9 protein-coding genes and 2 pseudogenes are annotated in these 12,463 nt (G+C 58.6%); 5 read left to right on the plus strand and 6 right to left on the minus strand.

Annotated elements, in window-relative coordinates:
• Positions 1-16: 16 nt before the first annotated feature.
• From EL098_RS09900 to EL098_RS09925, 6 genes are read right to left on the minus strand one after another with little or no spacing between them, the layout of a single operon-like run.
• Positions 17-1,213, minus strand: coding sequence for a CaiB/BaiF CoA transferase family protein (locus tag EL098_RS09900; protein WP_126356066.1), 1,197 nt, complete (start codon positions 1,211-1,213; stop codon positions 17-19).
• Positions 1,206-2,765: an HAL/PAL/TAL family ammonia-lyase gene (locus tag EL098_RS09905; RefSeq protein WP_126356067.1), complete on the minus strand. Its 1,560-nt coding sequence runs from the start codon at positions 2,763-2,765 to the stop codon at positions 1,206-1,208. The genes EL098_RS09900 and EL098_RS09905 overlap by 8 nt, the downstream gene beginning before the upstream one ends.
• 9 nt (positions 2,766-2,774) lie before the next feature.
• Positions 2,775-3,659, minus strand: coding sequence for an ABC transporter substrate-binding protein (locus EL098_RS09910; protein ID WP_126356068.1), 885 nt, complete (start codon positions 3,657-3,659; stop codon positions 2,775-2,777).
• Between the two features lie 33 nt (positions 3,660-3,692).
• Positions 3,693-4,373: an ABC transporter permease gene (locus EL098_RS09915; protein WP_126356069.1), complete on the minus strand. Its 681-nt coding sequence runs from the start codon at positions 4,371-4,373 to the stop codon at positions 3,693-3,695.
• Between the two features lie 3 nt (positions 4,374-4,376).
• The gene (locus EL098_RS09920) at positions 4,377-5,021 is read right to left on the minus strand and encodes an ABC transporter permease (RefSeq protein WP_126356070.1); all 645 of its coding nucleotides are present in this window, start codon (positions 5,019-5,021) and stop codon (positions 4,377-4,379) included.
• A complete protein-coding gene (locus tag EL098_RS09925; RefSeq protein WP_126356071.1) occupies positions 5,018-6,115 on the minus strand; it encodes an ABC transporter ATP-binding protein in 1,098 nt (365 codons plus the stop codon). Before EL098_RS09925 ends, EL098_RS09920 begins: the two co-directional genes overlap by 4 nt.
• A gap of 495 nt (positions 6,116-6,610) precedes the next feature.
• On the opposite strand from EL098_RS09925, the pseudogene hutU reads away from it, so the two are divergent.
• From hutU to gap, 5 genes and pseudogenes are all read left to right on the plus strand, one after another.
• Positions 6,611-8,288: pseudogene (hutU, locus tag EL098_RS09930) on the plus strand (urocanate hydratase).
• A gap of 51 nt (positions 8,289-8,339) precedes the next feature.
• A pseudogene (hutI, locus tag EL098_RS09935) lies at positions 8,340-9,549 on the plus strand (imidazolonepropionase).
• Positions 9,542-10,339: an N-formylglutamate deformylase gene (gene hutG, locus EL098_RS09940; RefSeq protein WP_126356072.1), complete on the plus strand. Its 798-nt coding sequence runs from the start codon at positions 9,542-9,544 to the stop codon at positions 10,337-10,339. Before hutI ends, hutG begins: the two are co-directional and overlap by 8 nt.
• Positions 10,340-10,379: 40 nt before the next feature.
• Positions 10,380-11,360, plus strand: coding sequence for a GlxA family transcriptional regulator (locus tag EL098_RS09945; RefSeq protein WP_126356073.1), 981 nt, complete (start codon positions 10,380-10,382; stop codon positions 11,358-11,360).
• A 78-nt stretch (positions 11,361-11,438) separates the two neighbouring features.
• Complete coding sequence (gene gap / locus EL098_RS09950; protein WP_126356074.1) at positions 11,439-12,449, plus strand: type I glyceraldehyde-3-phosphate dehydrogenase; 1,011 nt, start codon at positions 11,439-11,441, stop codon at positions 12,447-12,449.
• The last annotated feature ends 14 nt before the right edge of the window (positions 12,450-12,463 follow it).

Here is a 12,463-nt window from a genome sequence, read left to right on the forward strand (position 1 = left end):
TTGCGTTCTCCGCCGGTTAAATTACGCCCTGCGCCCTGAGCCGGGTAAGCGTTGCATCGTCGATAGCCAGCAGCTCCTGCAGCACGCTAGCCGTATGCTCGCCCAGCCCAGGCGGCATCAGCGCTGGCTCTTCTTTCATGCCGCTCATTTTCACCGGCTGCGGGACGATCGAGATGTTGCCCGCCGTCGGGTGTTTAACCTGCTTAACGAGTTCACGCTCTCGCGCATAATCGCTGGTCAGGATCTGGTCGAGACGCAGTACGGCAGAAGCCGGAACGCCTGCGCTGTCCAGAATAGCCTGCGCATCGTTAACGGTTTTATCCGCCAGCCAGCGCTCAATTTCTTCGCGCAGCGGCTGCTGGTTCGCCAGACGCAGCGGGTCGGTGAGATACAGCGGATCGCCCGCCAGCTCTGGTTTTTCCATCGCCGAACAAAGCTGGCGGAACAGCTTGTCGTTGGCGACCGCAATCACGATGTGTCCATCCTGAGCCGGATAGCTGTCCATCGGGGCGCTGATAGGATGCGCGTTCCCGAGCCGCCCGGCGGGAGGCTGCCCGCCAATCCACTGGGTGAGGGAGACCATTTGCATCGTCACCATGGTGTCGAGCATTGAGATATCCAGGTGCTGGCCTTTGCCGCTGATGCCGCGCTGCAGAAGTGCGGCAAGCACCGCCCAGCTGCCATAAAGTCCGGCGACCACGTCGCCAATCGCATCCCCGACACGGGTTGGCTCGCCTTCCGCCCAGCCGGTCACCTGCATAATGCCGCCATAGGCCTGCACAATATGGTCGTAAGCGGCTTTGTGTGCCATCGCCCCTTGCTGACCAAAGCCCGAAATACTGGAGTAAACCAGCCGCGGGTTTAGCTCCTGCAGCGTCTGATAGTCGATGCCGAGACGTTTTGTCACGCCCGGGCGGAAGTTTTCCACCAGCACGTCGGCCTGAACCACCAGCTGTTTAAGAATGGCTAACCCTTCCGGGGCCTTTAGATCCAGGGTGACGCTTTTTTTGCCGTGGTTAAGCTGCATAAAGTAGCTGCTCTCCCCGGCGATGTGTGGGGTAAAGCTGCGGGAGTCATCCCCGCTGCCCGGCATCTCAATCTTGATGACTTCGGCACCAAGATCGTTAAGTAAGGAAGCGCACCAGGGACCAGCCAGCACGCGGGACAGGTCAAGCACTCTTACGCCTTTCAGCGGCTGCAAAGCTTCACTCATTTTCTGACTCCTCAATCAGGGAGGAGAGCCTTCGGCTAAGCTCTCCATCAGCGATCAAATCCCGCACGGCATGCATATCCGGGTAAAGCGCCGTATCCGACTCACGGAACGGCACGCGCTCGCGCACCATGCCAAGCGTTAGCTCTGATCCGACGGAGGCGCGCAGCGGACGATGAAACTCCAGCGCCTGGCTGGCGCACAGCAGCTCGATGGCAACGATATCCACCGCGTTGCTCACCGCCTGCAGCGCCTTGCGTGCCGAAGAGACGCCCATGCTGATATGGTCCTCCTGCCCGGCGCAGGTAGTCACGGTGTGGACGCTGGCGGGCGCGGCCAGGCTGCGGTTATCCCCCGCAAGCGCGGCGGCAACATAAGGCGGGATCATCATGCCGGAGTTGGCGCCGCTTCGGCCGACCAGGAACGCAGGCAGGCCGCTAAGATGTACGTTAGTAATCCGATCGGAGCGAGCCTGAGACGCCGTGCTGACCTGGGCAATGGCGACCGCCAGAGCATCCAGCGCCAGCGCCAGCGGCGCGCCGTGCCCGTTGCCGCCGGGCAGAATAGCCAGCGCGTCTTCTTCAATCAGAAAAACCGGGTTATCGGTGACCGAGTTCAGCTCGATAGTGACAATCTGACGGCAGTGGGCAAGCTGATCGCGCACCGCGCCGTGGATTTGCGGAATGCAGCGCAGGCTCAGGGCATCCTGCACACGGTGGTCACGGTAGCGGGCGAAAATCTCGCTGCCGCTGAGCAAGCTGCGTAAAATAGCGGCCGTTTTCTGCTGCCCGTCGTGCGGACGCAGGGCGTGCAGCCGGGCATCGTAGCCGCGGGTGTTGCCTTTCAGCGCTTCCAGACACATGCCCCCTGCCATATCCGCCACCGGCAGCAGCCGCTCAAAGTCATGAACGGCAAGACAGGCCAGCCCGGTAATCTCATAGGTACCGCTTATCAGGGCATGGCCCTCACGAGGGCCAGGAATACGAGGAGCGATGCCCGCCTTTTCCAGGGCTTCAGCGGACGGCAGAAGCTCGCCCTGGTACCAGCACTGCCCTTCCCCAAAGAGGGAGAGCCCGATATGCGCCGTGGCAATTAAATAGCCTACCGAGCCGCCCGCTGGCGACCACGGCGTCACCTGGCAATTAAGCATTTCACACATGCGTTTCGCCAGTTCAGCGCTGACGCCGCTGTAGCCCTGCAGCAGCGATTTCAGCATTACCGCCATCATCGCGCGCACTTCACGCACCGACAAATCTGGCCCCATGCCGCAGGCGTGGCTGCGCAGCATATTGAGCTGCACGCTGGCAATCTGGTCGGCAGAAAGGCGTTCCGTCACCAAATCACCCACCCCGGTGGTCAGGCCGTAAATCACCTGCCCTTCATCTATTGCTCGCCGAATATACCCGCTGACGTGGTCCATATTGGCGAGCGCTTCCGGGGCCAGGTCTACCGGCGCCCCGTCGGCAATGCGTACCAGCTCGTCAATTGTGGTTTGCACCCTGCCTAAGGTGACAGTCTCAAAGACGTGAGCGGTGGAGCCAGTTTGTGTCGTCATTGTGCGCCCTTACTTGCTCAGGCCATGTTTAACCAGCCACTGATGCGCAACGTCATCAATGCTGGCAAATTCGGCAAGCTGCCCGTTCATAGCAATCAAATCCGCGGTTGTTAGCTGCGCAGACACTTTGTTCAGCGTGCTCTCGATTGTCGGGTTCAGCGTGGCGGTGGCCACAATCGGAACAATGTTTTGGGCCGCAAACAGGTTTTTCGGATCTTCCAGCGCCACCAGGTGATCTTTCTGGATTTCCGGCGTGGTGGAGGTCAGGTCCGCCGCCTGGATTTGGTTATTCTTCAACGCGGTGAGCGTCAGCGGGCCCGCGACATCCAGCACCTTGAAGCTTTTGAAGTTCAGGCCATACACTTCTTTCAGCCCCGGCACGCCCTCATGACGAGTTTTCCACTCCGCCGGGCCGCCGAGGATAAGTTCAGCCGCGTGAGGTTTCAGGTCATCGATAGTTTTGAGCTTATATTTATCCGCCGTTTTTTTGGTCACCGCGATAACGTCGCTGTTTTGCGCCACGGCGGTATTCAGCATCTTCACTTTTTCCGGCAGCTTCGCCGCCAGCGCGGTGGCTACCTCCTCCGAGCTGTGCGCTTTATTATTGGCGTCCAGGTAGCTCAGCAGCGCGCCGCTGTACTCAGGAATCACGTTGATAGAGCCGTCCAGCAGCGCCGGGATATAGACTTCGCGGCTGCCGATATTCAGTTTTTTCTCCACCGGGATGTTTTGCGCTTCCAGGGCACCGGCATAAATGGTCGCCAGCAGCTGGTTTTCCGGAAAATCAGCCGAGCCAATGATCACTTTCTGACCCGCGTCAGCCGCCCAGGCGGAGGAAACAACGGACAGCATCGCGGCACTCAACAACGTCAAACAACGTTTCTTCATATTCATCGCTTTCACCTTGTGTAATTAACGGGCTCAACATCACTGGGTTTTGATACGTCGGGAAATGCCGTGGGAAACCACGTACTTCACCGAAAGGGAAAAGAACACATCCACAAGCAGCGCCAGCACGGCAACCAGCACCGCACCAGCGGTCATCTGCGCAAAATCGTTCGCCGCACGGCCGTCGATAATCAACCGGCCAAGGCCACCCAGGGAGACATAGGCCGCGATGGTGGCGGTGGAGATAATCTGCAGCGTGGCGCTGCGGATCCCGGAAAGGATTAACGGCGTGGCGCAGGGAAGCTCGACCTGGGTCAACACCTGGAAAGGCGTCAGGCCGATGCCCTTCGCGGCGTCGTGGACGCTGGAGTCAACGGAGCGGATCCCGGCATGCACCCCAAGCGCAATCGGCGGCAATGCCAGCACCACCAGCACGATGATACACGGGAGAATAAAGGCCATATCCGACTCGAAGTAGCCCGCCATCAGAATAACCAGCAGGATAATCAGGCCAAACGAGGGCAGCGAACGCAGCGCATTAGTGGTGCCAATCAGCAGCGCTTCGCCCCTGCCGGTATGGCCGGTGTAGCAGCCCACCGGAAAGGCTATGGCGACCGCTATCGCCAGCGCCACGGCGCTGTAGCCGATATGCTGCGCCAGCAGCGGAAGAATACCGTCATCGCCATACCAGTGGCTGAGCGTGAAGAACCAGTCAGACATACGTTATCCCCTTGCTGGCTGCCAGCGGCTTAAAGAGCGGGTGACGGCGACAACCACGCAGTCAAGAATGAAAGCCAGCGCGATACACAGCACAATGCCGGCAATAATCGGCGTCAGAAACTGCAGCTGGAAACCCTGAGTAAACAGCGAGCCGAGCTGCGGAGCGCCGATCAGAGCGGCGACGGAGACAATGCTGACGTTGGAGACAACGGCCACGCGCATCCCGGAGCCAATCACCGGTACCGCCAGCGGCAGATCAACCTGGAAAAACTGATGCACCGGCTTATAGCCGAGCGCAAAGGCAGACTGTCGGGTATCCGTTGGCACCGAGTCCAGGCCGTCGCACACCGTTCTCACCAGCAGCGCGAAGCTATAAATGGTCAGCGCAACGACCACGTTGATCGGATCCAGGATTTGCGTATTGAGCAGCGGCGGCAGCAGGACAAACAGCGCCAGCGACGGGATGGTGTACAGCAGCCCGAACAGGTTGAGGATGACCCCTTTTACGCGCGGCATACTGCACACCAGCCAGCCGGCGGGGATCGCCAGCAGCAGGCCAATTAAAATCGGCGTCACCGAGAGATAGAGGTGCCAGAGCAGCAAATTGAAAATTTTGTCGCTTTGCGCCCAAAGCCAGTCAAATTTCATACCGCCTCCCGCGCCATGGATTTACACGCGTCCAGCACGTGATCCAGCCCCAGCGTGCCCAAAACTTCGGCGCGCTCATCAATAACCACGGCGCGGTGACACGGAGAGCTGAGCGCCGAGTCAAGCATCTGGCGCAGCGTGCCGCTTTGCGGGTAAAAGGTTGCGCCCAGATTGATGTACTCAGGCACTACCGCTTCGACCTGCTGATGGGTATCGAACCAGCCGCAGGCTTTGCCTTCGCGAGTCACCAGCAGCCAGCGCTGCGCCGCAATGTTGCGCGCCATCTCAATCGGCGTACCGACCTCGGCGGTGGGCTCTACCTGCATCGACGCCAGCGGTCCTGAATTGTAGAAGCTCAGCTTGCGGTAGCCGCGGTCACGGCCAATGAAGTCGGCCACAAAATCGCTTTGCGGGGCATTCAGCAGCTCGCCCGGGGAGGCCATTTGCCCAAGCTTGCCGCCGGGTTTCAGCACCGCCACCAGATCGCCCAGTTTCATGGCTTCATCGATATCATGGGTCACCATGATGATGGTTTTGCTGACCTCTTTCTGAATGCGCAGAAACTCTTCCTGCAGCTGCTCGCGGACTACCGGGTCTACGGCGCTGAAGGGTTCGTCCATCAGCATAAATTCCGGGTCGGCAGCCAGCGCACGAGCCACGCCCACGCGCTGCTGCTGGCCGCCTGAAAGCTGCCACGGAAAGCGTTTCGCCAGCTGCGGCGCCAGGCCGACCACCTCAAGCAGCTCCCCGGCACGGGCTCTGGCTTTGCTTTTTGCCATGCCGTTGAGGATCGCCGTGGTGGCGATGTTGTCGATGATATTTCTGTGGGGGAACAGGCCCGCATTCTGGATGACATAGCCGATCCGCCTGCGCAGCTGCACTACGTCCATCTCCGAAGTCGACTCACCATTAAGCAGGATCGCACCGGAGGAGGGCTCAATCAGCCGATTAATCATGCGCAGTGACGTTGTTTTCCCGCAGCCTGAAGGGCCTACCAGCACGGTGATTTTGCCGCCGGGCGCGGTCAGGTTCAGTCCATCCACCACGACCGTCCCGTCGTCGTAAAACTTGGTCACATTGTTAAAAGTAATCATCGCTACGCCTCATGGTCATCTGGCTGCCGAAGAAGTGAACGGCTGCATAAAAAAGCTATGTATAGCATTGTATGTACAATCTGCAAAGCCTGTGCCATAACAAATACGCAACATCAAATCAAAGTAAATTTTCCATTTAAAAACAATTAGATAATTGATTTATTAATTTTTAAATGTGATCTACCCGTGATTTTTATCAGGATTAAACAGTACCTGCGAGGCGATTTGCCAGCGAACCCAACTGCTCTTTTTGCCCTAAAAAGGATCAATCTCTTTGTAAAGAGCGCCAAAAAGGTGCAAAGAGTGACCAGATCACCAGGATATATGATGTAAGTACACACGGACATTAATCTAAACCCATGATTTAAAATAAAAATAAATTCAATCTCGCGCCTGGCATCAAATATGCTAATCATGTATATACAAGCAATCGAAAAAATGACATGGTATTTTTCGTGAGCATTTCCCCGTTATCTCAAAACAAGGTGAACCCCCATGAAGAGTGAGTCTTCTCGTTATCGTGATGTTGAAATCAGGGCGCCACGCGGCACAAAGCTGAATGCCAAAAGCTGGCTGACGGAGGCCCCGCTGCGGATGCTGATGAATAACCTCGATCCGGATGTGGCAGAGAACCCAAAAGAGCTGGTGGTCTACGGCGGCATTGGTCGGGCAGCGAGAAACTGGGAGTGCTTCGACAAAATGGTCGAAGCCCTGAAGGCTCTGAATGAGGACGAAACCCTGCTGGTTCAGTCCGGCAAGCCGGTGGGCGTCTTTAAAACCCACGCTAACGCACCTCGCGTACTGATTGCCAACTCAAACCTGGTGCCGCACTGGGCAAACTGGGAACACTTTAACGAACTGGACGCCAAAGGGCTGGCGATGTACGGCCAGATGACCGCCGGTTCATGGATTTACATTGGCAGCCAGGGCATCGTGCAGGGGCACCTATGAAACCTTCGTCGAGGCGGGCCGTCAGCACTACAATGGCTCTTTGACCGGGCGTTGGGTGCTCACTGCAGGGCTGGGTGGCATGGGCGGCGCGCAGCCTCTGGCCGCCACGCTTGCTGGCGCCTGTTCCCTGAACATTGAATGCCAGCAGTCGCGCATCGACTTCCGCCTGCGCACCGGCTATGTGGACGAGCAGGCCAAAGATCTGGACGACGCCCTCGCCCGCCTTAAACGCTACACCGGCGAAGGGAAAGCCGTTTCCATTGCCCTGCACGGCAATGCCGCAGAAATTCTGCCAGAGCTGGTAAAACGCGGCGTTCGCCCGGATATGGTCACCGACCAGACCAGCGCCCACGACCCGCTGAACGGCTACCTTCCCGTTGGCTGGAGCTGGGAAGAGTATCGCGAACGCGCCGCCGCAGAGCCTGCGGTAGTGAATCAGGCTGCAAAAGCTTCGATGGCAGAGCATGTGAAAGCGATGCTCGCCTTCCAGCAGCAGGGCATCCCAACCTTCGACTACGGCAACAACATTCGCCAGATGGCGAAAGAGATGGGCGTCGATAACGCATTTGATTTCCCGGGCTTTGTTCCGGCCTATATTCGTCCGCTGTTCTGCCGCGGCATCGGGCCTTTCCGCTGGGCCGCGCTTTCCGGCGATCCGGAGGATATCTACCGTACTGATGCGAAGGTCAAGGAGCTGATCCCGGACGATCAACACCTGCACCGCTGGCTGGACATGGCTAAAGAGCGCATTAGCTTCCAGGGTCTGCCGGCGCGCATCTGCTGGGTTGGCCTGGGTCAGCGGGCAAAACTGGGGCTGGCCTTTAACGAAATGGTCAGAAGCGGCGAGCTCTCTGCACCTATTGTCATCGGCCGCGATCATCTTGACTCCGGCTCGGTAGCAAGCCCGAACCGTGAAACCGAATCGATGAAAGATGGCTCCGACGCGGTGTCCGACTGGCCGCTGCTGAACGCCCTGCTGAACACGGCGAGCGGCGCGACCTGGGTTTCCCTGCACCACGGCGGCGGCGTAGGCATGGGCTTCTCGCAGCACTCCGGCATGGTCATCGTCTGCGACGGCACCGATGAAGCGGCGGAGCGAATCGCCCGCGTGCTGAATAATGACCCGGCAACGGGCGTCATGCGCCACGCGGATGCAGGCTATGATATTGCTATCGAGTGTGCAAAAGAGCACGGTCTGAACCTGCCTATGCTGGCGAAGTAGTTCCTCTGTGGCGCGGCACTCGCCGCGCCCTGTCCTGATGAGAGAGATCTTATGCGGATTTTATGGCACAACTGCCACATCACCACGATGGTCAACGGCCACTACAACCTTATCGAAGACGCGGCGTTAATCACCGAAGACGACAAAATTGTCTGGGTTGGCGCTTCTGCCCAGCGCCCAGGCCAGCCCTGCGACGAAGAGCGAGATCTTCAGGGTAAGCTGGTGACCCCCCGGCCTGATCGACTGCCACACCCATAGCGTGTTCGGCGGCAACCGTGGCAAGGAATTTGAGATGCGTCTTAACGGCGCAACCTATGCGGATATTGCCGCGGCGGGCGGCGGTATCGCCAGCACGGTAAAGGCCACGCGTCAGGCAAGCGAAGCCGAGCTGCTGAAAAGCGCCAGCCGCCGCATTCATGCGCTGCGCAAAGACGGCGTGACCACGCTGGAAGTGAAATCAGGCTACGGCCTCAGTTTTGAAGATGAGCGCAAAATGCTGCGCGTTATCCGCCAGCTGGCGAAAACCCTGCCGCTGACGATTTATAGCACCTGCCTTGCCGCCCACGCTCTTCCCCCGGAATACAAAGATCGCAGCGACGATTTTATCACTGAGGTATGCGAGCGCTGGTTACCGGCTCTGCATGACGAAGGGCTGGTTGACGCCGTAGATGCCTTTTGCGAACACCTGGCGTTTTCCGTACCGCAGGTTGAACGCGTCTTCGTCAAAGCCCATGAGCTGGGCCTGCCGGTTAAACTCCACGCCGAGCAGCTTTCACTTCTGCACGGCGCGGGGCTTGCCGCTCGCCATAATGCGCTCTCTGCCGACCATCTCGAATATCTCTGCGAAGAAGATATTGCCCTGATGGCAAAGCACAATACGACGGCGGTTCTCCTGCCGGGGGCATTTTACTTCCTGCGTGAAACGCAAAAACCGCCGGTTTCACTGCTGCGTAAACATCAGGTGCCGATGGCGATTTCCAGCGATCTCAACCCCGGCACTTCTCCGGTGCAGTCGCTGCGGCTGATGATGAACATGGCCTGCACGCTGTTTGGCCTGACGCCTGAAGAAGCGCTGGCTGGCGTAACGCTTAATGCCGCGCGCGCGCTGGGCATCAGCGATAAAGCGGGCTCGCTTGAAGCCGGTAAAGAAGCAAACTTTGTCGCCTGGGAGGTAGAGCACCCCGCCGAGCTCAGCTACTGGCTGGGCGGCTCGCTGTCAAAACAGGTTATCTATCACGGGAAAGAGGTGTGGAATGATTAAGGGCTTTGAGCTTCACCAGGGCAAACTGCCGCTGCTTATCAGTATGCCGCATCCCGGCACGCAGCTGACGCCGGAAGTGGCTAACGGGCTGACGGCGCGGGCAAAAAAACTTGAGGATACCGACTGGCACATTCCAAAACTTTACCAGCCGATAGGCGAAATGGGCGCCAGTATGCTCAGCGCCAACTACTCCCGCTATGTGGTCGATCTGAACCGTCCCTCGGACGATAAGCCGCTTTATACCACCGCCACCACCGGGCTCTACCCGGACATCTTTTTTGACGGTGAACCGCTGTTTGAGGCGGGTAAATCTCCCGACGAGCAGGCCAGAGCCGATATTCTGACCAACATCTGGCGGCCTTATCATCAGGCGCTTGCTGTGGAGCTGGCTCGACTAAAAGAAACCTTCGGCTACGCGATCCTGTGGGACGCGCACTCCATCAAGTCCGTAGTCCCTCGCCTCTTTGAAGGCCGCCTGCCGGACCTGAACTTTGGCACCGCCGACGGCGCCAGCTGTGACCCAGCGCTAAGCGAAGAGCTGCTGAATACCAGCGAGCGCTTTAACGGCTACAGCAAAGTCCTCAACGGACGCTTCAAGGGAGGTTACATCACCCGTCACTACGGCGCGCCGGAGCAAAACATCCATGCCGTGCAGCTGGAAGTGGCGCAGCGCTGCTATATGGACGAAGAGAGCTTCGCCTGGTCAGACGACAAAGGCGAGCAGTTCCAGCAGTTGCTGACACGGCTGATTGAGACGGCGCTGGACTGGGGAAAACGTCGCTACGGCTAATCCTGTTGACATAATTTGTTAAAAGCGTACTTTTCCGGACATGAGAAATATACTTATCATTGTCCCGGATGGCGGCATGCTGTTTGAAGCTGCAGGTATCGCCGATATTCTGATGCAGGCTAACCGCCTGCATACGGAGGCGCTGGCCGAACCTCGCTACCGCATCCGCATCGCTACCACGCAGCCTCATCACGTCGTTCACGGGATCTCCGGCCTGAATCTGCTTGCCGACCACAGGCTTGTGGACCTCAACCCCGAAGAGCCTCGCGACACTATCATGATTACCGGCAAAGGCCTTAGCGAGCCGGAAGGCAGCGCCGTAGTAGAGTGGATACGGCGCGCGGCCCCGAATGCCGAACGCATTGCTTCCATTTGCGGCGGCGCCATTTTGCTGGCGCAGGCCGGGCTATTAAACGGCCGCAGGGCAACCACCCACTGGCGGCTGCTGGAGGAGATGCAGGCCCGCTGGCCGCAAATCAACGTGGAAGGCGGTCCACTTTATATTCAGGACGGCCCGGTGTGGACCTCAGGCGGCGTCAGCTCCGGCTTCGATCTCACGCTGGCGCTGGTGGAGGCCGATTATGGCTTCACCCTCGCCCGCGACGTCGCCCAGGATTTAGTGATGTACCTGCGTCGCCCCGGCGGCCAGCTGCAGTTTAGCCGCTATCATCTGCGCCAGGCCGCCAATACCGGGCCTATCGGCCAGCTGCAGGACTGGCTGCTGGATAACCTGGCGGAGGATTTGTCGGTGGAGAAGCTGGCGGAGCGGGTTGCCATGAGCCCGCGTAATTTTACCCGAGTTTTTACCCGCGAAACTGGCGTAACCCCCGCCCGCTATGTGGAAGAAGCCCGGCTTGCCGCCGCGCGCCATCTGCTGGAACAGTCAACCGATACCCTTGAGCGAGTCGCCGCCGCCTCAGGCTTCGGCAGCGCGATCAACCTTCGCCGCGTTTTCGAACGCCAGCTTCACCTGACGCCCGGCGAGTACCGCCAACGCTTCCGCTGTCGAAGGTTGGCGTGAATTGATCCTTTTTTGTCATTTACGCCACCACCCCCCGGGCATACTCTGACGCCAGACATTCAAGAGAAGGAGTGAATCATGGTTAAGGTCGGGATTAATGGATTTGGCAGGATCGGACGTAACGTGCTGCGCGCCGCGCTGGGTAACCCGGAGATTGAGGTTGTTGCTATCAACGATCTGACGGACAGCAAAACTCTCGCGCACCTGCTTAAACACGACTCGCTGATGGGAAAACTGCCTGCGCCGGTTGAAGCCTCAGAAGGCCAGCTGCACGTTGACGGCAAACCGGTTCGCGTCTTCAGCGAAAGAGATCCGGCGCTAATCCCCTGGCGCGATGTCGGCGTAGACGTTGTTATTGAGGCCACCGGTTTTTTCACCAGCCGCGATAAAGCCGAAGTTCATATCACCCACGGCGGCGCAAAACGCGTGATTATTTCTGCCCCAGGTAAAGATGACGATCTAACAATCGTGCTGGGCGTTAACCACGAAAGTTACGATCCGCAGAAGCATTTTGTGGTCAGCAACGGTAGCTGCACCACCAACGGTCTCGCCCCAGCCGCCCAGGTTCTGCATCAGGCCTTTGGCATTGAACACGGGCTGATGAACACCACCCACGCCTACACCAACAGCCAGGCGCTGCACGATCAGCCGGAGAAAGACCTGCGCGGGGCGCGCGCGGCGGCACTGTCGATTGTTCCCTACTCCAGCGGCGCGGCAAAAGCGCTCGGTAAAGTTATCCCTGAACTGGACGGCCGCCTGACCGGCTACTCACTGCGCGTGCCGGTGCCGGTGGTCTCTATTGTCGATTTAACCGTGACGCTAAAACGTGACGTGACGGCTGAAGAAGTGAACGCGGCGTTCCGTAAAGCTGCGGAATCAGGCCCGCTGAAAAACATTCTGGGCTACAGCGATGAACCGCTCGTCTCCAGCGATTACCAGGGCGACCCACGCTCTTCAATTATCGATGGGCTCTCAACCCTGGTGATTGGCGGTAACCTGGTGAAGATCCTGGCCTGGTACGACAATGAATGGGGCTTCTCTAACCGCCTCGTTGAGCTGGCGATCCTGATGGATAAACGCGGCCTGTAAGACCTGCCCAACGT

The sequence above is a fragment of the Cedecea lapagei genome (assembly GCF_900635955.1).
Lineage (GTDB): Bacteria > Pseudomonadota > Gammaproteobacteria > Enterobacterales > Enterobacteriaceae > Cedecea > Cedecea lapagei.